Source organism: Candidatus Nitrososphaera gargensis Ga9.2, from assembly GCF_000303155.1.
In the GTDB taxonomy this organism is placed as follows: Archaea; Thermoproteota; Nitrososphaeria; order Nitrososphaerales; family Nitrososphaeraceae; genus Nitrososphaera; species Nitrososphaera gargensis.
Genome location: NC_018719.1, coordinates 1,016,374 through 1,034,124 on the forward strand (window position 1 = coordinate 1,016,374; position 17,751 = coordinate 1,034,124).

At 49.1% G+C, this 17,751-nt stretch carries 35 protein-coding genes; 17 read left to right on the plus strand and 18 right to left on the minus strand.

What is annotated here, in order from left to right; genetic code table 11:
- Positions 1–2: 2 nt before the first annotated feature.
- Positions 3–275 (plus strand): hypothetical protein, encoded by a 273-nt coding sequence (locus NGAR_RS05960; protein ID WP_015018772.1) that lies wholly within the window; start codon positions 3–5, stop codon positions 273–275.
- Positions 276–284: 9 nt separating this feature from the next.
- Here the strand turns inward: NGAR_RS05960 and NGAR_RS05965 are convergent, their stop codons facing one another.
- Together NGAR_RS05965 and NGAR_RS05970 are read right to left on the minus strand one after the other, a co-directional pair.
- Positions 285–545: a winged helix-turn-helix domain-containing protein gene (locus NGAR_RS05965; protein WP_148681057.1), complete on the minus strand. Its 261-nt coding sequence runs from the start codon at positions 543–545 to the stop codon at positions 285–287.
- A 75-nt stretch (positions 546–620) separates the two neighbouring features.
- Positions 621–980, minus strand: a complete 360-nt coding sequence (locus tag NGAR_RS05970) for a hypothetical protein (RefSeq protein WP_015018774.1) — start codon at positions 978–980, stop codon at positions 621–623.
- 121 nt (positions 981–1,101) lie between these two features.
- Here NGAR_RS05970 and NGAR_RS05975 point away from each other — a divergent pair, with 121 nt between their 5' ends.
- A complete protein-coding gene (locus NGAR_RS05975; protein ID WP_015018775.1) occupies positions 1,102–1,365 on the plus strand; it encodes a winged helix-turn-helix domain-containing protein in 264 nt (87 codons plus the stop codon).
- An 11-nt stretch (positions 1,366–1,376) separates the two neighbouring features.
- On the opposite strand, the gene NGAR_RS05980 is transcribed toward NGAR_RS05975, so the two are convergent.
- A complete protein-coding gene (locus NGAR_RS05980; protein WP_148681058.1) occupies positions 1,377–1,901 on the minus strand; it encodes a PadR family transcriptional regulator in 525 nt (174 codons plus the stop codon).
- A 198-nt stretch (positions 1,902–2,099) separates the two neighbouring features.
- Here NGAR_RS05980 and NGAR_RS17285 point away from each other — a divergent pair, with 198 nt between their 5' ends.
- Together NGAR_RS17285 and NGAR_RS05985 are read left to right on the plus strand one after the other, a co-directional pair.
- Positions 2,100–2,273 carry a hypothetical protein gene (locus tag NGAR_RS17285; protein ID WP_187147690.1) on the plus strand — a complete coding sequence of 58 codons (174 nt, stop codon included), beginning with the start codon at positions 2,100–2,102 and terminating at the stop codon, positions 2,271–2,273.
- 77 nt (positions 2,274–2,350) lie between these two features.
- A complete protein-coding gene (locus tag NGAR_RS05985) occupies positions 2,351–3,622 on the plus strand; it encodes a cation:proton antiporter (protein WP_015018778.1) in 1,272 nt (423 codons plus the stop codon).
- Here NGAR_RS05985 and NGAR_RS05990 read toward each other — a convergent pair.
- A complete protein-coding gene (locus tag NGAR_RS05990; protein WP_015018779.1) occupies positions 3,605–4,054 on the minus strand; it encodes a hypothetical protein in 450 nt (149 codons plus the stop codon). The two genes, NGAR_RS05985 and NGAR_RS05990, sit on opposite strands and share 18 nt — an antisense overlap.
- Before the next feature lie 105 nt (positions 4,055–4,159).
- Here NGAR_RS05990 and NGAR_RS05995 point away from each other — a divergent pair, with 105 nt between their 5' ends.
- Genes NGAR_RS05995 through NGAR_RS17290 form a run of 3 tightly spaced genes read left to right on the plus strand, consistent with a single transcriptional unit; the run spans position 4,160 to position 5,636 of the window.
- The gene (locus tag NGAR_RS05995) at positions 4,160–4,540 is read left to right on the plus strand and encodes a response regulator (protein WP_015018780.1); all 381 of its coding nucleotides are present in this window, start codon (positions 4,160–4,162) and stop codon (positions 4,538–4,540) included.
- Between the two features lie 51 nt (positions 4,541–4,591).
- A complete protein-coding gene (locus tag NGAR_RS06000; RefSeq protein ID WP_015018781.1) occupies positions 4,592–5,455 on the plus strand; it encodes a cation diffusion facilitator family transporter in 864 nt (287 codons plus the stop codon).
- Positions 5,456–5,492: 37 nt separating this feature from the next.
- Positions 5,493–5,636 (plus strand): hypothetical protein, encoded by a 144-nt coding sequence (locus NGAR_RS17290; protein ID WP_187147691.1) that lies wholly within the window; start codon positions 5,493–5,495, stop codon positions 5,634–5,636.
- Here NGAR_RS17290 and NGAR_RS06005 read toward each other — a convergent pair.
- Positions 5,633–6,478, minus strand: a complete 846-nt coding sequence (locus tag NGAR_RS06005) for a hypothetical protein (RefSeq protein WP_148681060.1) — start codon at positions 6,476–6,478, stop codon at positions 5,633–5,635. The genes NGAR_RS17290 and NGAR_RS06005 overlap by 4 nt on opposite strands.
- Before the next feature lie 310 nt (positions 6,479–6,788).
- Here NGAR_RS06005 and NGAR_RS06010 point away from each other — a divergent pair, with 310 nt between their 5' ends.
- Genes NGAR_RS06010 through NGAR_RS06025 form a run of 5 tightly spaced genes read left to right on the plus strand, consistent with a single transcriptional unit; the run spans position 6,789 to position 8,886 of the window.
- The gene (locus tag NGAR_RS06010; protein ID WP_015018784.1) at positions 6,789–7,361 is read left to right on the plus strand and encodes a hypothetical protein; all 573 of its coding nucleotides are present in this window, start codon (positions 6,789–6,791) and stop codon (positions 7,359–7,361) included.
- A complete protein-coding gene (locus NGAR_RS06015; protein ID WP_015018785.1) occupies positions 7,358–7,711 on the plus strand; it encodes a hypothetical protein in 354 nt (117 codons plus the stop codon). The genes NGAR_RS06010 and NGAR_RS06015 overlap by 4 nt, the downstream gene beginning before the upstream one ends.
- Positions 7,712–7,744: 33 nt before the next feature.
- The gene (locus tag NGAR_RS06020) at positions 7,745–7,963 is read left to right on the plus strand and encodes a hypothetical protein (protein WP_015018786.1); all 219 of its coding nucleotides are present in this window, start codon (positions 7,745–7,747) and stop codon (positions 7,961–7,963) included.
- A 25-nt stretch (positions 7,964–7,988) separates the two neighbouring features.
- The gene (locus NGAR_RS17295) at positions 7,989–8,159 is read left to right on the plus strand and encodes a hypothetical protein (protein WP_187147692.1); all 171 of its coding nucleotides are present in this window, start codon (positions 7,989–7,991) and stop codon (positions 8,157–8,159) included.
- A 7-nt stretch (positions 8,160–8,166) separates the two neighbouring features.
- Positions 8,167–8,886, plus strand: coding sequence for a thioredoxin domain-containing protein (locus NGAR_RS06025; RefSeq protein ID WP_015018787.1), 720 nt, complete (start codon positions 8,167–8,169; stop codon positions 8,884–8,886).
- On the opposite strand, the gene NGAR_RS06030 is transcribed toward NGAR_RS06025, so the two are convergent.
- Positions 8,887–10,170, minus strand: a complete 1,284-nt coding sequence (locus tag NGAR_RS06030) for a hypothetical protein (protein ID WP_015018788.1) — start codon at positions 10,168–10,170, stop codon at positions 8,887–8,889.
- An 83-nt stretch (positions 10,171–10,253) separates the two neighbouring features.
- Between NGAR_RS06030 and NGAR_RS06035 the strand changes: the two genes are divergently transcribed.
- A complete protein-coding gene (locus NGAR_RS06035; RefSeq protein ID WP_015018789.1) occupies positions 10,254–11,018 on the plus strand; it encodes a hypothetical protein in 765 nt (254 codons plus the stop codon).
- Between the two features lie 14 nt (positions 11,019–11,032).
- Here the strand turns inward: NGAR_RS06035 and NGAR_RS17300 are convergent, their stop codons facing one another.
- Together NGAR_RS17300 and NGAR_RS06040 are read right to left on the minus strand one after the other, a co-directional pair.
- A complete protein-coding gene (locus NGAR_RS17300; RefSeq protein WP_187147693.1) occupies positions 11,033–11,179 on the minus strand; it encodes a hypothetical protein in 147 nt (48 codons plus the stop codon).
- A 385-nt stretch (positions 11,180–11,564) separates the two neighbouring features.
- The gene (locus NGAR_RS06040; RefSeq protein WP_015018790.1) at positions 11,565–11,900 is read right to left on the minus strand and encodes an FUN14 domain-containing protein; all 336 of its coding nucleotides are present in this window, start codon (positions 11,898–11,900) and stop codon (positions 11,565–11,567) included.
- Positions 11,901–12,012: 112 nt separating this feature from the next.
- Between NGAR_RS06040 and rnhA the strand changes: the two genes are divergently transcribed.
- A complete protein-coding gene (gene rnhA / locus NGAR_RS06045; protein ID WP_015018791.1) occupies positions 12,013–12,483 on the plus strand; it encodes a ribonuclease HI in 471 nt (156 codons plus the stop codon).
- Here rnhA and NGAR_RS17305 read toward each other — a convergent pair.
- From NGAR_RS17305 to NGAR_RS06065, 7 genes are all read right to left on the minus strand, one after another.
- Positions 12,480–12,851 carry a DM13 domain-containing protein gene (locus NGAR_RS17305; protein ID WP_187147694.1) on the minus strand — a complete coding sequence of 124 codons (372 nt, stop codon included), beginning with the start codon at positions 12,849–12,851 and terminating at the stop codon, positions 12,480–12,482. The genes rnhA and NGAR_RS17305 overlap by 4 nt on opposite strands.
- Positions 12,852–12,855: 4 nt before the next feature.
- Positions 12,856–13,056, minus strand: a complete 201-nt coding sequence (locus tag NGAR_RS17310) for a hypothetical protein (RefSeq protein ID WP_187147695.1) — start codon at positions 13,054–13,056, stop codon at positions 12,856–12,858.
- A 65-nt stretch (positions 13,057–13,121) separates the two neighbouring features.
- Positions 13,122–13,280 carry a hypothetical protein gene (locus tag NGAR_RS17315; protein ID WP_015018793.1) on the minus strand — a complete coding sequence of 53 codons (159 nt, stop codon included), beginning with the start codon at positions 13,278–13,280 and terminating at the stop codon, positions 13,122–13,124.
- Between the two features lie 230 nt (positions 13,281–13,510).
- The gene (locus tag NGAR_RS06055) at positions 13,511–13,714 is read right to left on the minus strand and encodes a hypothetical protein (RefSeq protein WP_015018794.1); all 204 of its coding nucleotides are present in this window, start codon (positions 13,712–13,714) and stop codon (positions 13,511–13,513) included.
- 18 nt (positions 13,715–13,732) lie between these two features.
- Complete coding sequence (locus tag NGAR_RS18380; RefSeq protein WP_228369310.1) at positions 13,733–14,116, minus strand: hypothetical protein; 384 nt, start codon at positions 14,114–14,116, stop codon at positions 13,733–13,735.
- The gene (locus NGAR_RS17320) at positions 14,070–14,213 is read right to left on the minus strand and encodes a hypothetical protein (RefSeq protein WP_187147696.1); all 144 of its coding nucleotides are present in this window, start codon (positions 14,211–14,213) and stop codon (positions 14,070–14,072) included. The genes NGAR_RS18380 and NGAR_RS17320 overlap by 47 nt, the downstream gene beginning before the upstream one ends.
- 111 nt (positions 14,214–14,324) lie before the next feature.
- Positions 14,325–14,759 carry a DUF6659 family protein gene (locus NGAR_RS06065; protein WP_015018796.1) on the minus strand — a complete coding sequence of 145 codons (435 nt, stop codon included), beginning with the start codon at positions 14,757–14,759 and terminating at the stop codon, positions 14,325–14,327.
- Positions 14,760–15,028: 269 nt separating this feature from the next.
- Here NGAR_RS06065 and NGAR_RS06070 point away from each other — a divergent pair, with 269 nt between their 5' ends.
- Positions 15,029–15,619: a TetR/AcrR family transcriptional regulator gene (locus NGAR_RS06070; RefSeq protein ID WP_015018797.1), complete on the plus strand. Its 591-nt coding sequence runs from the start codon at positions 15,029–15,031 to the stop codon at positions 15,617–15,619.
- Here the strand turns inward: NGAR_RS06070 and NGAR_RS06075 are convergent.
- Together NGAR_RS06075 and NGAR_RS06080 are read right to left on the minus strand one after the other, a co-directional pair.
- Positions 15,612–16,106, minus strand: coding sequence for a peptidylprolyl isomerase (locus NGAR_RS06075; protein WP_015018798.1), 495 nt, complete (start codon positions 16,104–16,106; stop codon positions 15,612–15,614). The two genes, NGAR_RS06070 and NGAR_RS06075, sit on opposite strands and share 8 nt — an antisense overlap.
- 33 nt (positions 16,107–16,139) lie before the next feature.
- On the minus strand, positions 16,140–16,403 hold the full coding sequence (locus NGAR_RS06080) for a winged helix-turn-helix domain-containing protein (protein ID WP_015018799.1): 264 nt from the start codon (positions 16,401–16,403) through the stop codon (positions 16,140–16,142).
- 307 nt (positions 16,404–16,710) lie between these two features.
- On the opposite strand from NGAR_RS06080, the gene NGAR_RS06085 reads away from it, so the two are divergent.
- On the plus strand, positions 16,711–16,953 hold the full coding sequence (locus NGAR_RS06085; RefSeq protein WP_015018800.1) for a hypothetical protein: 243 nt from the start codon (positions 16,711–16,713) through the stop codon (positions 16,951–16,953).
- Positions 16,954–16,960: 7 nt separating this feature from the next.
- Here the strand turns inward: NGAR_RS06085 and NGAR_RS06090 are convergent, their stop codons facing one another.
- Positions 16,961–17,365, minus strand: a complete 405-nt coding sequence (locus tag NGAR_RS06090) for a hypothetical protein (protein ID WP_015018801.1) — start codon at positions 17,363–17,365, stop codon at positions 16,961–16,963.
- Positions 17,366–17,495: 130 nt separating this feature from the next.
- Here NGAR_RS06090 and NGAR_RS06095 point away from each other — a divergent pair, with 130 nt between their 5' ends.
- Positions 17,496–17,717, plus strand: a complete 222-nt coding sequence (locus NGAR_RS06095) for a hypothetical protein (RefSeq protein ID WP_015018802.1) — start codon at positions 17,496–17,498, stop codon at positions 17,715–17,717.
- The last annotated feature ends 34 nt before the right edge of the window (positions 17,718–17,751 follow it).

Below are 17,751 nucleotides of genomic sequence, written 5' to 3' on the forward strand. Positions count from 1 at the left end.
ACATGGAGAAGTGCCCTGTCCATACAGAATTTTTTGACGACTCGTGCGAGGCCTGTAAACGGGAATACTTGGAAATGAAGGATGCAGGCGAACCTGTTACTTCGGAAAAGAAGTACAAAGAGTTCACAGAAGAGCGTGCAAAAAAGCTGTATGAAGAGCTGATGCTGCAGTACCTGAAAAGCGGCGCAACCGAGACGGATGCGGACAGGAAGGCAAAGGCGATAATAAGAAAACAGTGCAGCATCCGCGGGATGCCGCACTGGCCGTGGATCTGACTGATTATTTTACTTTTTCTTGGAGTTCGGAAATATCATCTGGCCGACATCTTTGTACATCTTTAAAAAGTGCTTGCCCTTGTCAGTCGTGCGGTACTCGTTATCGGTAGAGACGTATTCGAGCAACCCCTTTTCTTCGAGGACAGCAAGATACTCTTTTAGCTGTGGAAACGACAGATATGCCTTGTACATTATCTTGGTCTTGATCGCGCCATCAAGTGCAATTTCAAGCATGGCCGCAGCGATATCAGTCCTGCTCCTATATTTCACGCATCTTTAATTGGACGGGTAGCATAAAAACTTCGCGAATAAAGAACTAGTAGATATTTCCGGCGAAAAACTAGTTTAATGCGCTTCCTGCGACCCGACAAGGGCATAAACATTCTGAAGATGCGTCGCAAGGTCGTTCAGCACTTCGATCTTTCTTTTCGGGTAGTTTGCAAATCTAAGAACGTTGTCAATGAACTCTGGTATCTGTATGATTCCTTCGCCGGGCACTTCGACGCCCCTGCGCGTCAAAAGATACGACTTGACCACTGAGCCTGTCTGCACGCCGTTTAGAAAGTAGTTCTTGCCCTCTGGCATGGCTGCGGCCGCCTTGACGTAGTGGTCCTTGAGAACCTCTGTCTCGTTAGCTATCTGGAGCTCAAGTCTGTTCATCGCCTCCACAAGGTGATGGATCCTATTGGCGATTCCTTCAGACATGTTAACGATTGTGCGTTTTGGCTTAATAACTTGCGTCACGACAAACGTATCAGAATTACAGAAGAATCAACTAGCAAATTATTGAAGTAAAGTTAAATATGCAACGACTAATCGTCTCGCAATGACAGATCTAGTACTAGAAGAAACATATGACCGGTTCGTTGTTCTTTACGATCTTCTTGCGCTGGTACAACAAGAAAACGCGACCAGCGAATCACTGGCACCGGCAGTGCACCTTTCGCTGGGCGCTGTCAGCCAGATGCTATCGTTCATGCTGGCGCAGGGGTTTGTAAAAACCGTCAGGAGCGACAGCGAGTTCAAAATAACTACGCTGGGCTCGAACTTTTTGCGGGACTTTGAGGGTATGAGGAGATTTCTCTCTTAGCCTTTTTTACTTTACTCGATGTTCACTTTTTCTTTTGTTGCTGCCGCTGCCGCATCCTTGGACTGCTGCTCGTCAAGCTTTTTCAGCTCGCTTTGCAGAAACTCTCTGTACTTGTTGCGCTCTTCTTGTGTCATTGCGTCAAGGTTTGAGCTGAGCGCCGAGCCGATCATCGTCACCCTGTCGATGAGATCCATCGCCATGAACTTGCCCACGTTGCCGACGCGCAGCATCACGTCGATCTGCTTTTGGATTATACTGCCGAACGATTCCAAGTCTGACGTGATTTCCAGTCCTTTCTTTGTTATCGCATACCTGCCGTCCTTGTCTTCTGTCACAAGACCTTCGTCAAGCAACCTGCCAAGCAGTGGATAAATGAGCCCCGGCGATGGCTTCCACTTGCCGTCGCTCTGGACCGTAGCCTTGTCGATTATCTCCTTACCTGTCATCGGCTGTTCTTTGAGTAAAGCGAGTATGTATTGTCTGGAAAAGCCCCTTGGTATAGCACTTCCCACTCTTGATAGCCATTCTGATATCATATATATCGCTAGTAATATCGCTAGCGAAATATTAAGTTTATGGATTGCTATTCTATAGCGAGAGGCGATCACTTCTCTATGGCAGGTACTGCGCAGCTGTTCTGAGCTATGTTGGTGGTCAAAAGATGCGCATATCATGGTATTACGCCGGGTTTAGCGGGACAGGACAATAGTCCTGATAGCAATATGGGTAATAAGATGTCTTATAACTCCATAATGGGGACGACAGGCCCGATAAACACGATAGGAATATCTATCGAGGTGCTGCAGGCTGCGTTCATAGGGCTCATGGCTTCGATTATTGCCTACAAGGCGGAGATGGGGAGATTTGACAAAAAGACTCTACTGCAGTTCGGCATGGGATATATTTAATTTTGTAATGCGATCGCAAGCGCCAAAACGCATGCAGTTGCGGTAAGGTTTTATAAAAACCCGTTTCATGTAGTAAAGTGGCGACAGAGCAGCTATTCGTCAGCATTGTCATAATCCTCGTCGCCGCCAGGATCTTGGGCGAGCTATTCCAGAGGATCAAGCAGCCGCCACTTGTGGGCGAACTCTTGGCAGGCGTCGTTATCGGCCCATCGCTTCTTGGACTGGTGCTTCCGAGCACCGACCTGCAGGTCCTTTCGGACCTTGCTGTCTTTTTCCTGATGTTCCTCGCAGGCTTAGAAATGGATCCAAAGGAGATCAGGAGGGCCGGCAGGTCTGCAATCGTGATATCGCTTGTCGCATTCTTCATACCGCTGCTTGCCGGCACTGGCGTTGCATCGCTGTTCGGCCTCACGATTGTGCAGTCGCTCTTTATGGGGCTGCTCTTGTCGATCACAGCCGTCCCTGTGAGCGCAATAGTGCTGATGCAGTTTGGGATCCTGAACAGCAGGCTTGGCAACACCGTCATGACGGCTGCCGTCATCAATGACATCCTCTCGCTGATTGTCCTCTCGATCATCCTCCAGATACATACTGCGGAAGGCACAGGCGCGCAGGTCGACTTTGAAAACGTTGGGTGGTCCGGTGCCAAGATAGCGGCATTCCTTGGGGGCATATTTCTCTTTGATATATTGTTTAGAAAGACCTCAAGCTGGCTGCCAAGCAGGGTCGAGCCGTTCTTCAAGAAATACCTGCAGACAAAAGAAGCAGCATTTGGAATATTGTTGATAACTACAATAGCGATATCGCTGATCGCGCAGGATATCGGGCTCCATTTCGTGATCGGCACGTTCTTCTCGGGACTTGTGGTCTACAAGGAGATGATAGGCAGGCAGAACTTTAACCGGGTCTATGGGATAATCTCTGCGATCACCTTTGGGTTTTTCGCGCCGATCTTTTTCGCGCTCATTGGCATAGAGTTCAACGTGCAGTCGCTCATCAACGCGGTGCCGCTGTTCTTTGCGCTCTTGGGAGTGGCAGTAGCGACAAAGATAGCGGCGGGATACGCCGGTGCCAAGCTGGTGGGCTTTAACCACGAGATAAGCCTGGCTATAGGGTTCCTCATGAACGGTAGGGGGATGGTCGAGCTGGTTATAGCTTCGATTGGGTTTGCTGCCGGAGTTATTGACCTGACGCTCTTTTCAATCGCAGTCGCGATAGGGCTTGTCACCAGCATACTTGCGCCCGTTACATCGCGGCCGCTTGTCAGCAAGGCCAAGTCAAGGGGAAGCGAAGCGGTGGAGGTCAAAGAGCCGCCCAATGACCAACAACATTCAGCCGCGTGGAGCTAGCGGCGCTATCCTTTCTTTTGCCGGCACCGCCTGCTTCCACAGTGTGTAAAAGACGTGGCGCTGCTGCCGTACCAGTTCCTTCACGTCGCTCTGCACTAGGTTCGACAGCGTGCTTCCGCGCATTACGCCCGCCACATACTCTGTGTCGCTCACCGCGAAATTTCCCCTGACTCCGCACAGATGCCGCAGCTCGGCAAACTGCATTATCTCTTTGCCGTATGGCAGGTTGTCCTTGGTGATCTCGGTGATGTATTGTATCCTGACGCCGCGCTTTTTTGCTTTGATGTACCACTGCTTGACCTTTCCGACAGAAAATGACGGAAGCGAAGAATCAACACACGCCCCCCAGAACTTTTTTGTGTTAGCTTGGAACCGCTCTATCGCTTTTATGATATCTTGTTCGTCAGATAGGACTTTTGTAGTGCCCGGCAACTGCGCATCTCTGCTACTGGCACAGAACACACCATCTTATAATTTCTCTTGGAGCAGAGCTACCCAAGCCTTAAATAAATTGGCAAGTGTTTTTGGTATTGAAAGATGCAGCAGCGGGTGCGCATAATGGCAGTTGACGACGAGCCCGACATCCTAAATATAGTCAAGATGTCGCTTGCCAAGTGGGGCTACGAAGTAGACGCCTTCCTCGACCCTGTAGTGGCGCTTGACCACTTTTCTCAAAACGCATCGGCGTACTCGCTCATACTCACGGACATAAAGATGCCCGGCATGAGTGGGGAAGAGCTTGCAAGGCGCGCTAGGCAGACGAGGCCGGACGTCAAGGTCATGATCATGACGGCATTTGAAGTAGACAAGGCTCTCAAGGAATCACTGCCATCGATAGAGAAGGATGGCTTTTTGCAAAAGCCGTTTCACACCACTGACGTGTGCGTAGCGGTCAAAAAGCATCTGGATGCCGCGTAGCACTGACAAAGGTATAATTAGTCAGAAGAGGCTTCTATAACTAACTACTTTTTGGACAAATCTAGGGCTTTTGAGGAGGCCAAGAGAGCGGCTTGGGTCTCGATATGGACACTGGTGGGCATCGGCGTAGGAGAGGTGCTTGTGTCCGGGTTCACGGGCAGCCTCACGCTCTTTGCGGACGGCCTTGACTCGATGGCAGACGCGCTGGTCTCATTCATCGTATGGTTTGGCATCAGAATGCTGCAGAAACCAAAGAGCAGGCTCTTCCACTTTGGCTACGCCAAGATAGAGAGCCTTGCCGCATTCATTGCGGCGGTGGTGATCCTGATACTTGCCTCGTTCATAGTCTACCATGCGTACGAAAACATACTGCACCCCGTGCCTGTGCAAAATGCGGAGATCACAATGATAGCACTGGCGGCCGCCGGCGGCATATCGCTCCACCGCGCGTTCAAGGTCAGTAAAGTCGCCAAGAAATATAGCCTTGTTTCGCTCAACCTTGACGCCAAGAATTCAATCAAGGACGGCACTGCGTCGTTCGTTGGCCTTGGAAGCATCATTGCAGCATATTTCGGGATTCCCTACATGGACTCTGTGGGCAGCATATTGATAGCAGTGTACATCTTTTTCATGGCTTTTACCGCGTTCAAAGAGTCTACGCTTGTGCTTATAGACGGTGTAAAGAACCCCGAGCTCCAGCAGGAGATAGCAACGCATATTGAGAAAAAGTTCAATGTCAAGGTAGAAAAGATCCTGCTCAGGCCGCTTGGACACGAGTTTTCAGCGCAGGTGCATGTTGAGCTTGACAGGAACATGACCCTTGACAAGGCACACGAAACCTTGACGAGGATACGGAACTCGCTTATCGAAGATTTCAAGGCAGAAGACCCTGTGGTAATCCCCAAGCCCGTGTAACCGTAAAAAGCAATGCACGCTAGTGAAGATCATACATATGACGAGTGACAAACCGTCGCAAAAGCAAACTGCTCCGACCAGTAGCGAGGAAGACAAGCCTACTCTTAAAGACTATAAGAGCGAGGAAGAGCCAAGCAAAAGAAAGATGAAGCCCAAAGAGGCTTCAGACGTGGAAGACTAGCCTGCTATCGATGCTGATGACGAACCTGAAACCTTTTCCTGCTTTTTGTGCCGCACCAATAGGATCAGTGCAGTGATGGTGCCCATTATCGCGCCGTATACCATGTGCAGAAGGATTGCACCTGCGAGCACGGACGACATTATATCGAGAGCCTTGTTCTGAAGTGCAATGTCTGATGTGCCGGGCGGGTAAATGCTTGCAAGGATCCTCAGAAGCGACGGCTCTACTTCAAACCTTGTCAATGGGATGAACAGGAGCGAAAACGTGACAAAGCCGGCCAGAACGCCTACTCCTGCGCCCTTTGCAATGCTGGTTATGTTGAACGGGCCTGTCACTGCCGTGACATAGCCAAACGTGGCACCCACCAGAGTCCCTGTCAGCAGGTGCAGGGCGATTCCAAAGTAAACTGAAGCAGGCATCTCAAGCCCTCCCATCGCCACCCCGATTATCGAATAGAATGTCCCGGATGGAAGCCCAACTGCCGTGTCTCCTGCAAATATCAAGCCTACCAGTACGGATGCAGCGATCAGGCCACCTGCCGCTCCAGAAACAAGTGACTTTCTTTTGAACCGGTATTCGGCCATGTCATGCATCGCGTGCTCAGAGACCGGCTCACGATCAATAACCCTCTTTGGTACGGCAAATACAAGCAGCGCTATCAGGGGAAAAGCAAGTGCAGGAATAACTATCTGGAAAACCGGCAGAATGGATGAAGGTCTGTCGGCACTGAGCAGGTACGGCACGGGGGATAAAACGTAGAGTATCGCAATCATGCTTGCAATTGCCACTATCGCGCCTTTTCTCCTCAGGTTCATCGCGGTCTCCCACCATCCTTGGTGCAAAACACGCTGCGCGTCTGCTCTCTAGTTACCCAGCCCTTGCCGTCGCAGCAGGCGCATCTTTCTTCAGAGCGGAGCGGCATACTATGATGCAAACGGTTAGTACTATACTGGACAGCGCCTGATCCTGAGCAGATCGGGCATCTGGCTAGGACGTAATGGATCGACACGATATTATATACTGTGTCCGAATATATAAATTTGAATCATTCAAAAGTTTTTTAATATTTTATTTATTATTATAACATGAGAATCATTATTATATACTAGCAACAGACAAAAAGCAAAAATATTACATTTACGTATACTAGGTATGTTACTGCAATCCTGGCGTTTTGTAAAATATAGTGGAGTCAAGTACGGCGCAATCGCAGGCATAATTGCGACTTGGTCGATATCAACTACAATAGCTGCTTCAGAAGTAGAGCTGGGCCTGCCTATGAGCACGTTCTATTCCGTAATGGGCATGAGCTTTGGTTACGAAGATTTTGTCGCCGCTGCCTATCTGGGTTTTGGGCTGCACTTGGTAACAGGTACCGCGCTAGGCGCTGTCATCGGGCTGGCTTCGGTCAAGTGGATAAGAATCATGATAAATCCATACAAGGCCGTTATGGCAGGCATTGTAGCTGGAATCGCTGTGTGGCTGGTGTTATTCCTACCAGTAACTGTGCTGCTGGTGCAACCTTCAATCCAGCATATCGTTTCACTGCTGCCGGAAGACACGCAGGGAATATTGTCTGGAAATAGCCAATTTATCGCAGGAATAGTGAGCAGCGCAATAGTATTCCACATGGTCTGGGGGGCCATATTTGGATACATTTCAAGCTCGCTCATGAGAATCATGGCTTTTCGCACCAGTCATGCAGTAGGAGGAATGCAAAAGTGAAGCATGCCCGCACAAGCATATTACAAAGGTTCAAGCCGCGGCTTGCGGTGGCCGGCTCGGGGCTTGCTGCCGGCGCAATATCATCGCTTGCAATCAGCGCGCTAATCCTGCTCGTAGAAAAGATAGCAGACCTTCCAGTAGGTACGTTCTATCTCGTGCTTGTTTCTGCTCTGCTGCAAATGCAGGAACACACAGTCACCACAGTTGCTCTTGGGTTTCTGCTGCATCTTGCTGCCGGAAGCGTAATGGGTGTTGTCATATCGGTTCCTTTCTGCGTATCCAAAAGATCCTTTGTGTCAAGCGGCAGATATGCTCCAGTATATGGTCTTGCCGCCGGGTTTGTCCTGTGAGGAGCACTGTTCCTCCCGGTCACTTTTGGGATAATGATTCCGCTTCTCAATTCCGTCGACAATCAGGCCGTGATACAGCAGCGGGTTCCAACAGGACAAGTCTTTACTATTGCAACAGGCGAGCTTTTGGCAATAATGGACAAGATAATAGTCGGATCGTTGGCTTTTAACATGTTCTATGGGCTCTTGGTGGTGATGCTGACAAGATCGCTGTCTGAAGGATACCTTCGCAGAAATCAGGTAATTTTATAAAACCAATGCCGGCTCCCTTCTGCTGATGGTTACCCAAAGGCGGCGCTTGAGGAACCAAAGAAGGGTCGGCGAGGCAATAACTATTGCCAGTGGAATAGGCGTTACAGTGCTCGGCGCTTTTCTTGGCGTCAATTTCGTATCTTACGCCGGGCTCTGCATAGCGGGCCTCGGAGTCGTCTCGATATTCTGGAGATAACGCACGCATGGCAAGCAAAACAATGATACTTGCCGCAATTGCTGTTGGCGTAATCGTTGCCGGCGTTGCCACAGCATTTATGATGTCAAGCAGCGCAGTTCCTGCCACAATAACAAATGATAAGCCTGCCGCCGCAAAGAGCGCGGATCAAATAATTACACAACTTGCGTCGCCTTCGATTGCAAGTGCGCCCGCGCTTGGGAGCGACGACGCCAAGGTGACAATAGTGGAATTTGGCGATTACCAATGCACTTGGTGCTATCGCTGGCATGAAGGGACCAAGGATGTGCTGGTGGCAGACTATGTTGACACCGGCAAGGTGAGGTTCCTCTTCAAGGACTTTCCAATAAACGATCTCTCGGACAGGGCTTCTTCGCTTGCCGCTGAAGGGTCGTACTGCGCGGCTGATCAGGGCAAGTACTGGGAGTACCACGACGAAGTATACAGCAACTGGAATGGAGAAAATACCGGCTGGGTTACAAGGGACAGCCTTGAGCGGTTTGCCAAGGATGCCGGCGTTCAAGACCTGTCGGCATTTTCTGACTGTCTGGACTCTGGCAAATATGCAAGAGTAGTCAGGGACAACTACAACCTTGCAAGGTCAATTGGGCTTGACGCAACACCGAGTTTTATCGTCCTGATAGACGGGAAAACGCCACAGCTAATACGCGGCGCACATCCGTACTCTACATTTGAAAGGGTCATCAACGAAGCATATGGAAACTAGCTAGTATTCAAGTGAATATTTCTGTCCTGTAAGGTCTGCCAAGATCTCGTCAGCCTCATTTAGCAGCGCGCCAACTTCAGCGCTCTTCTCGGTTATCTGGCGTTTTTGCTGCTCTAGGCTCTGCCTGCTTCTCGCCAGCTCTTCCTCGTGCTGCAGAATCCTTCCTTCAAGCTCCTTCGCCCTGCCAGTGAGACCGCCGTCTTTCTGGCGCAGCAAATCTGCCTCTGTCTTTAGCGCCTGCGCCTTGCCCTGAAGCTCTGGCAACGATCCTGATATCGCATTCAGATAGTGCAGTACCTTATCAGAGTCCTTTAGCTGGATCTTGCTAGATTCTATCGACTTGCGAATTTCGGCCAGAAGAGAAGAATATGTCGAAATGTCGCTTTCATAAAGCATCCTCCATGGCTCGTCTGACATCATTTGCAAGCGCGCCTCTGTTTCTTTTGTGAGGCCATATGAGTACTTTGTGAACGCCCGCGACACGTGGGAAAAAAGATCCGCCAGCTGGGAATGAACCTGTTCTTTCTGCCTTTCTACCTCGTCTACCATTTGAGCTACTGCGACAGCCTGCTCAAATTCTGGCGAACCCTTGAGTGCAGCAAGCTCGCCTTTCAGCCCTTGAAGCTCGTTTTCGATTCTTTCAATTTCATTTTTGATGCTTTGCAAGGATGCCTCGGCCGCCCTGATGGAGGACGCCTTTTGCGAAGCAGTATTCAAAATGGCGTTGCATTTTACTATCGGCGCGCGCTTTTGCTCAAAATCTGACATTATGGTCTTGGTTTCATTTAGCAACTTTGTCAGGGCTTCAAACTCCTCCCTCATCTTGCTGGCCTGTTTTTTCATGAAAGTGGTGATCACTCTGCTGTGCGATCCGCTGACCTCGCCAAAGCGGTTCATCATAGTTTCGAATTTCTCCTTGAATTTCTTGGCGTCGTTTGCGGATTGGGGAAGCAAAAGCTCGGTTGACGCTTCGCGCCTGAGCGATGACACTATCGTCTTCCTTGCATTTTCAGCAACGGACTTGAATCTGTGCTCGACGCCTTCAAACTTGATCTTTTCGTGCTCCATGTCGTTTGCAATGCCCTCAATGACCCTCAGCGATTCTTCCGCGGATTCCTTTATCGGTGCAAGGCGAGCAGCAAGTTCCTGCACTCTTGCAGATTCGATGTTGTGCAGTAGATCCTGTGCCTGCTGGATTGAAAGCATGCCAGCTGCAGGCATTGATACCGCCGGCAACTTTGCCGAGGTTTCACTTTCCTTCTTTTTAAAAAGACCAAATGGCACTGCACTAGATTGTGGCATACTGCACCAAAAAACGTTGCGTTCCAGCAATGCTTAATGCGCAGTTGCACGCTATATTGGTGTGTATGGAAGCAGGTTCTTCTGCTCCACAGCGCAGCAGGAAGTCACACGGCAAGGCGTATCTCTGGTTCCAGAGAAATGAGCAGAGGCTGCTTGTCATTGATGTCGTTTGCATCGTCACGCTCTTCTTCCTGCACCTCTTTACTTCCATGTTCCAGATCTTTGTGCATGAAATTGCAATTGCAGTCCAGATAGCTGCAACAGTGCTTGCCGCTTTCATAGCCCTCTCGGTGGTGTGGAAGGGGATTGTGCCCTTGGTCATTTGCATTCTGGGGATCGTCCTGATGCACAATTCAGTAATACTTCCATACTATGCCGAACCCCAGCCGGGCGAGGCTACTGTCGGGGGAGCAAGGTTTACGTGGACGCTGTACACACCCTTGGCCGTAAGCGTGGCTGCAAACATGCACTTTTTCCTTGGAGTCGCGATGGTCGCATTCAGCATAATAATCGCATACCGTCCGTCCATTCTGTTTGCCAGAAATAGGCCCGAGCCGCTTGACTCAGAGTGGTCCAAATACCCTGTTTGGTATGACAATACTCTTTTGGCAAACAACCTGACAGAGCCCTCGATTCCTGTACAAAACCTAATGACTGATCAGGACAGGTATCTGCTGTGGCGCTACGAATACGTCCTTGCAGACATTTATGGCACACCTCACCTTGTCAGGCCGAACGGGATGGTGCCAAAGAACTCTACACACATCTTTAGGGATAAGGATAGTGGGCGCGTGATAGGCAAGGCGCGCTACACAGGCTTTTTCATGTAAACTGGGTGAATGTTCTATTTTATCGACTTGTAGAGCAAGAGCCGCTTTTTCAGCATCATAATTTCTTCATTCTTGGCTCTCAACTCCTTGTTGAGGCGCGTTATCTCTTCTATCAGCTCTGTCTTGCTCTTGCTTGCGTATGTGTCTGCTGCTAGAGTCACTGACCTGTTTGCTTGCGTTCTAAGATAAAGTGTCGACAGTTGCTAAATTTACAAATTGCTTTACTAATGTTAGCTTGACTGATAATAGTCTTGAGTAATTTTGGCTTTGATTTTGCGAGTGCTAAAAAATGATTAACGAAAAATAGTCGGTAAATCAAGGATTGAAATGAGAATCAGCGATCTGGTTGTCGTCTTCTACCGGGTATCTCCAATCCAACGTGCCAATAAATCCCTGCTGTTGAGTGTACCCGCCATAGAGGGAAGCCGTTATGATTGCAACTGCCAATGTCACGATAATAATTAAACTGCTTCTCTCCACAATCAAGAGAGATAATCAATTAACATATTTCTGTGGTTCTCTGTCTGTTCTTTTAGTTCACAGTTTTTATCCTTTCATGAAACCGAGCACAAAGGCGGCTGCAAAACTCCCTGTGAGAGGTATTCCAAAGTTTATCAGAGTGGGAGCGATCTGGTCAGAAACGCCTGCTATCTGGCCGGTCGCATTCCCCAGCCCGGAAGTCACGCCTGATGCCGACGCGCTCAGCTTGTCCCAGTTTATGGTGACAATGCCCTGATAGTTCAAGTACGCAAGGGCGGCAAAGAACAGTCCGACTATTATCATCATTATCTTGATCGCCTTTTTTATCGCATAGCCGATCAGGAAGCCAGCTATGCCGCCAAATCCAACTGAAGTACCTGTGAAGGCTAGGTCAACGCTCATGCGCTATTTGTGTTTCTTATATGACAAGCTATTATTTGAATGATATTGAAGAATCATCTACTGACTGCATAACGATATAGACATATTCGCGGGCAATCAATGACTGTATGTATTGATCGAGGTATACTTTGATGGTCTCTGCCAGCCGATAAACCCCGGTGGCATCGCATGTTATGCTTTTGTTGTAAAGAGCAACGGCAAGACTCTCCACCGCGATTATGGGGTGGCCGGAGAGCCGTTCTCAAAGGATTCAACTAACAATATTGCAGAGTACACCGCGCTAGCCAAGGCGCTAGAGTGGCTCGTTGCCAACAATCTTGCTTTTGACAAAGTCGAGATCCATAGTGATTCCCAGCTGGTCGTCAACCAGCTTGAAGGCAACTACAAGGTAAAAGCAAAGAGAATAGTCCCGCTTTACAGAAAAGTCCTACTGCTCAAGGCCAAGTTTCCAGACATGAAGATCAAGTGGGTGCCCCGGGAACAGAACAGGGAAGCTGACAGGCTGACCAACATTGCATACAACAAGACACTGCGAGAAAACCCAGAATATCTGAACAGGGTACTAAAAGAAGAAAAGGGCTAGGCCGATGTGGCCGGTGTCATCAGCTCTGCGCTCCCAAAGAGCACTGAAAATTGCTTACACCACACAAGCACTATGTCGTACTTTGACAGGTCGGTCCCTTTGGGTATGTCGTAGTTCTGGTTGCCAATATTTGCCTTCAGCCTACCAAGGTCAACAAAGTCGGATGCCTGCTTATCGGTGGAAAGATAGATGTACAGGTCAGGGCCGTTTGTTACTCTCAAGTCTTCAAGCCTCAGCACATTGCTTCCATCTTCAAGGTAGATCACCTTGGCCACTCCTTCGGCGTTATGAATTCCGTCATTGACGCCGACAAAGTTGTCCGCCAGTTCCTTTTCTATCATCGCATCTTGGCCCATGCCTGCCATCATACTATCATTTCTTTTCCATCATCATATCGCCTGTTTTATCGGCCATGGCTACATCTTCCATTGCCTTGTCTTCCCTCATTTTGTCGTCTGTGGTAGGCACTGGCTCGTCTATCGTAGTGTTTATGAAAAGCGGAGATATTGCGTAAACGCCTGCCGGCACCACTATGGCCGCCGCAATTATTGCGACAATTACACCCTTCTTCATATGACGCGTATCAGGGGTGATTATTAAAACGGTTTTTTCCAGATCGCATCCAGATCTTGTCCAATTCAGTCCTGCATTTTCTGGGCGACAATTGTCTGCCTCGCAAACCCTTTTGACATTGCAAATGAGCCACAGGTCGCGAGGAACGCAAAGAACAGGATATTGCGCAGTCCTATCCTCTCTGCTATTATCCCGCTTGCCAGAGGACCGATGATTGCGGCCACGTTTATTGTGGATTATAGCAGTGCGCTTGAGGTAGCCTTTTCCTTGTTCTTATCAAGTAGAGAGCAGTGACCTCATGTAAAGGAGGCTCCATGAAACTCCAAGCACGAGCTGTATCGGAAATACGTGAAAGTAGCTTTGCAAGAGAAAAGTATGCCAGAAATACTGCCGCAGATAGGATTGCTTCGAGCTCTATCGACCTATAGTAGTTGGCGTGAATGGTCCTGCCAAACTAATTCATGAACACAAACTGCGTAATTGCATTTGTAGCATAGATCGCACCAATCCCGATGTCTCCTGAGCCAAGGAATATCGGGAACATGCTCCATACCGCGCTTGCCATAAGCTGGCGCAAGAAGAATGAGCTATAGGCTATTTTATTCTGCCGCAGGAGCTGCATCGTGGTTGTAACGCTTGACGGCTTTTCAATTATCACGCATACTTCCGGATCTCTCTATGGGTTACGTCCCATCAGCAGTGATATGAAGAATCCTCCAAGGAGCATTAGACCGATGAAGGCAAACACTACATTGATCTCGCCTCCAAACGCTTCTTTCAGGATGCCTGTGCCCATGGTTCCTGCAAACCATCCAAGCGATCCAAAGGAGATTATCTCTGCCAGTGTGAATTTGCCAGCTTGAGTTGATTCGTATGACTTGGCAATGAGCGCGCCTGCATACATGCCTGTTGCCACGCCTGCCGCAACCCTGATGGCAAATAGCGAAAGGCCGTCAAACCGACCATGTGAAGAAAGAACACTGCCGCGCAGATCAAGTAGCCGAGCCTGATGATCAACGTCTTGCTGCTTGCAACATCCTCCTGTAGTAGACCTTGCCAAAGTATGTGTACGAAAGCGCCTGCGCAAGGCCGTAACCTGCCACTATTGCGCCCACCAAAATGTACGAGTCGGTCAGGCTATTTGCAAACAATGGCATGAACGTAGATGTCGCGCCAATGCCTGCGCTCTCTACTAGATTCTCTGTGCGGAGGGATGTCTTCAGTCAGACTTGAGCTGCAAAGAGCGCATTATGTGGTTATGTGTGTAATCAGATCGAGTCATCCATCGTGATAAACCGGCTCTTGTTCTCAGCTATTGATGGCACTATCTTGCCAGTTATAATAGAGTCAAAATTCTTTTCTTCAACGTCGAACGTGACAAGAAGGTAATAGTTCTCGTTTATTGGTATTGTTGCCCGCAAGAGCCTGTCATACCTGCCAAAGGCATAGACCATCTTGCCTATCTTGGATTCAAATTTGCCCCTTGTCTTTTGCCGGGCAATGGCCGTTGCTGCATATTCTTCGTTCTCCTCTTCTGTTAAAAGGAGCTTGACGCCTTCCCTGACCTCCTGGGTCAGTATGATGCCATTCTTGTTGACCAGCCCTGCCCAGCGTATGGACTTGTCCTTTGCAAGGACATTCTTGCAGAACGAGTTCAGGAATTCATAATCGATTCCCACGTATGTTCGCAGCTTGTACGGCAAACTTGATTATAAAACTGGCTGCTGTTAGCTATATTAGCCACCTCTCACAAATATGGACATGTCTGAATACGAGTCCGGCACATTCCGCTGCAGGGACTGTGCACAAGAGTTCCTGACCAAAGAGGAGGCGGACAGGCATCACCGCGAGTACCATGGTGATGTGCTTGTGGGCGAGTAGCATATTTTAAACTGACTGACTGGTCAGTTATCCTTATTAGACACATGATGGTTGTAAATGGCATTGGTATCCGGAAAGGTGTTGTCATGATATGCCCAAGGTTACAAGCATGTACAAGGCCGAAGTCAAGGAAAAGATAATCCGGGCCGCGATAGACAGTTTTGCCCAGACTGGATTTGACAGGACAAAGATGGAAGATATCGCAAAGAGGCTCGGCCTGAGCAAGGGCACGATATACCTCTATTTCAAAAGCAAAGAAGACCTCTTTTTGGCGATCTGCGAGCACAACATGCAGCAGAGCGATAGGGAGGATGCAGGGCTCTTTGTAAGGAAGGACAACATCGCTTCAGACGCTGAGCAGATCTATGACAATATACGCAGGCGCGAGCAGGGAAACGACAGGGTGATGCTGGAGATGGTGGCCGAATCAGCCCGCAACCCAAAGCTGAAAAAGGCGATGTACGAGCTACATGTCAAGGTACATGAACACGTCATGCAGGCAGTCAAGAGCAAGATCGACGAGGGGTTTCTCAGAAAAGATGTTGATGCCGCAAGCCTTGCCATAGCACTCGTTGCGCTCTATGATGGTCTTGCGGTGAACAGGATGCTTGGCATAAGCGATGCCGTGAACAAAAAGGCATGGGTGACCATGATAAAGACCATGATCGCCGGATCTAGCTGACTGTAACTTTTATCATCCTTGCCTGGTTAGCATCCACCGGCGCGTCGACAGCGTCACATTTCAAGGCGGCTATCTTGTCCACCACGTCCATGCCTGCAGTCACGCGCCCAAACACAGTGTACTGGCCATCCAAAAAGTTGGCATCCTTGAGCACGATAAAGAACTGCGAACCTGCGCTGTTTGGATCCTGTGCTCTTGCCATCGATAACGCCCCTCTTGAATGCTTGTTCTTGTTGAACTCTGCCTTTACCGTCCAGCCCGGTCCGCCAGTTCCCCATCTGCTCCGGTTGGCCGCGCTTTTAGTGTTGGGGTCGCCTCCCTGTATCACAAACCCAGGGACTATCCTGTGAAACAGCAGGCCGTCGTAAAACCCACTCTTGGCCAGCTTTATGAAATTCTCAACTGTCTTTGGGGCTGCGTCTGGAAAGAACTCTATCGAAATGTCGCCAAACTTTGTCTGTATCTTGCCGGTTGGTGTTGCTGTCATGCAGAGTAGTAGAACAAGAGGGTGGTATTTGAATCAGGCGTTGATGTATGTGACTGATCTGATCGAATTGTACAGCGCAAGGTACTGCAGTCCAAGCCCTGTGGTCTTGTACGTCGCATGGTTGCTGCTCCTGTCCTGGCACTGGGCAAGAAGCTGTTTTTCTAGTAAAAGATTTACATACTTTTTCAGCTGGGTGCTGGTGAGATTAGCCTTTGTTAGCAGCCTCGTCTTTCCTATGCCGCCGTTTGCAGCTTCGAGGATCGTCGCAATGATGTCGGGGCTGCTGCGCTTCTTCATGCGATCTATGTGGTAGTAGAAGAATGTATGATAAAAATAGTTCTAATCCGTACTGCTAGAATGCATCATAATAGTATTCTAGTATTCAACACCGTTATTTTTTAATTAGATGGCCCTCTATAGCCTAAATGGAAATGCCTTCCCCGAATCTACTTGTTGAAGATTACAAGAAATTCCAACTGCAGTTTGTCATATGTGATTCGTGCTTTTGGTGCGCTACTCGTCTGAGTTATGGTCCCGACAGATGCCCATCGTGTGGCTACAAGCTGACCGTCAGGCCGCTCCAGATTGCTACGAGGTGCACGACATGAACATTACAGAAGGTGAAGACACGCTCATTGAGGCCCGCACATGCGGAGACAAGAACAAACGCGTGGCGTACAAGTTCATGGATGGCTTCCACAGCCTGTGCCTTGACAAGCGGGACATACTGCTGGCCGAGATAGGGGCGTGCGAAATGCTCTTGCGCGCGTGCCATGACGAAGCTGACAGAATCGCTGTGGAGAAGGAAATAGCAGAGCTAAAGATGGCGCTGGACCTAATGCCCTGATATTCCATCACATGAAATAATCCTTGTTTTCAGCTATGTAGGGCAGGATCTTTTTATTGATTATTGAGTCGGCCTCGGCGTCGACGTCAAATGAAAGCAGCAGAAGGAACTTGTTCTTGCCTGAGGACTTGATCGGGATGGTTGCTCTCACCAACCTGCCGTACCTACTTATCGAGAACTGCAGCTCGCCGATCTTTGTTTCAAATGTCTCCCTTGTGGCCGCGCGGATCGCTGCCTGGACAGCATAGCGGGCTGTCTCTTCATGGGTCATGAGCGGGACTAGGTCTTTCCTGTATGCTGTCGCTATCAGGTGCCCAAAATGGTTGGAAATGCCGGCGAACCGGATAAAGTGATCCTTCTCCAATACTCCTTTGCAAAAGCTCTCCAAAAAATCGTCCTTGCTCTCTCCCATGTCCCTGCATCAGCCTATTCGGCATATGTCTATAAAAGCATCATTTTCAGGATAGAAGAATTGTAAAAATTTTGGCGATTTATGACATATAGTATATTGTCATAGGTCGCGGCTTCATAAGGTCTTTTAGTTGGATTCGGCAATTACCTATGTGCACGAATTCCTCTCGCCCCTCAAGCTAAAGTACAGCTACTGCCGGTGGTGCGACAAGAGGTCGCCCCATATTTGCTTCCTGTGTGGCTACTGCTACTCATGCCACCCAAAGGTGGAGAGCCTAGAGAGGAAAAAGGTCCCTGCCAACATAGACATGAACAGGCTGACCGATATCGAGAGTCTCCCCCTCTCTGGCTAGTGCTGCAGTGATTATTATATTCACTAGTCCTAAG

Excerpts from the sequence above, each read along its gene's own strand:
- NGAR_RS06070 (WP_015018797.1), top strand. The coding sequence starts at position 15,029 with ATGCCCAAGGTTACAAGCATGTACAAGGCCGAAGTCAAGGAAAAGATA.
- NGAR_RS05980 (WP_148681058.1), bottom strand. The coding sequence starts at position 1,901 with ATGATATCAGAATGGCTATCAAGAGTGGGAAGTGCTATACCAAGGGGC.
- NGAR_RS06020 (WP_015018786.1), top strand. The coding sequence starts at position 7,745 with ATGATTCCGCTTCTCAATTCCGTCGACAATCAGGCCGTGATACAGCAG.
- NGAR_RS17310 (WP_187147695.1), bottom strand. The coding sequence starts at position 13,056 with ATGAAGAAGGGTGTAATTGTCGCAATAATTGCGGCGGCCATAGTGGTG.
- NGAR_RS06010 (WP_015018784.1), top strand. The coding sequence starts at position 6,789 with ATGTTACTGCAATCCTGGCGTTTTGTAAAATATAGTGGAGTCAAGTAC.
- NGAR_RS05960 (WP_015018772.1), top strand. The coding sequence starts at position 3 with ATGGAGAAGTGCCCTGTCCATACAGAATTTTTTGACGACTCGTGCGAG.
- NGAR_RS17305 (WP_187147694.1), bottom strand. The coding sequence starts at position 12,851 with ATGATGGCAGGCATGGGCCAAGATGCGATGATAGAAAAGGAACTGGCG.
- NGAR_RS06090 (WP_015018801.1), bottom strand. The coding sequence starts at position 17,365 with ATGGGAGAGAGCAAGGACGATTTTTTGGAGAGCTTTTGCAAAGGAGTA.
- NGAR_RS17320 (WP_187147696.1), bottom strand. The coding sequence starts at position 14,213 with ATGCCATTGTTTGCAAATAGCCTGACCGACTCGTACATTTTGGTGGGC.
- NGAR_RS05975 (WP_015018775.1), top strand. The coding sequence starts at position 1,102 with ATGACAGATCTAGTACTAGAAGAAACATATGACCGGTTCGTTGTTCTT.
- NGAR_RS06075 (WP_015018798.1), bottom strand. The coding sequence starts at position 16,106 with ATGACAGCAACACCAACCGGCAAGATACAGACAAAGTTTGGCGACATT.
- NGAR_RS06040 (WP_015018790.1), bottom strand. The coding sequence starts at position 11,900 with ATGAGCGTTGACCTAGCCTTCACAGGTACTTCAGTTGGATTTGGCGGC.
- NGAR_RS05970 (WP_015018774.1), bottom strand. The coding sequence starts at position 980 with ATGTCTGAAGGAATCGCCAATAGGATCCATCACCTTGTGGAGGCGATG.
- NGAR_RS05995 (WP_015018780.1), top strand. The coding sequence starts at position 4,160 with ATGCAGCAGCGGGTGCGCATAATGGCAGTTGACGACGAGCCCGACATC.
- NGAR_RS06085 (WP_015018800.1), top strand. The coding sequence starts at position 16,711 with ATGAACATTACAGAAGGTGAAGACACGCTCATTGAGGCCCGCACATGC.
- NGAR_RS17285 (WP_187147690.1), top strand. The coding sequence starts at position 2,100 with ATGTCTTATAACTCCATAATGGGGACGACAGGCCCGATAAACACGATA.
- NGAR_RS06035 (WP_015018789.1), top strand. The coding sequence starts at position 10,254 with ATGGAAGCAGGTTCTTCTGCTCCACAGCGCAGCAGGAAGTCACACGGC.
- NGAR_RS06080 (WP_015018799.1), bottom strand. The coding sequence starts at position 16,403 with ATGAAGAAGCGCAGCAGCCCCGACATCATTGCGACGATCCTCGAAGCT.
- NGAR_RS06025 (WP_015018787.1), top strand. The coding sequence starts at position 8,167 with ATGGCAAGCAAAACAATGATACTTGCCGCAATTGCTGTTGGCGTAATC.
- NGAR_RS17290 (WP_187147691.1), top strand. The coding sequence starts at position 5,493 with ATGACGAGTGACAAACCGTCGCAAAAGCAAACTGCTCCGACCAGTAGC.
- NGAR_RS17295 (WP_187147692.1), top strand. The coding sequence starts at position 7,989 with ATGGTTACCCAAAGGCGGCGCTTGAGGAACCAAAGAAGGGTCGGCGAG.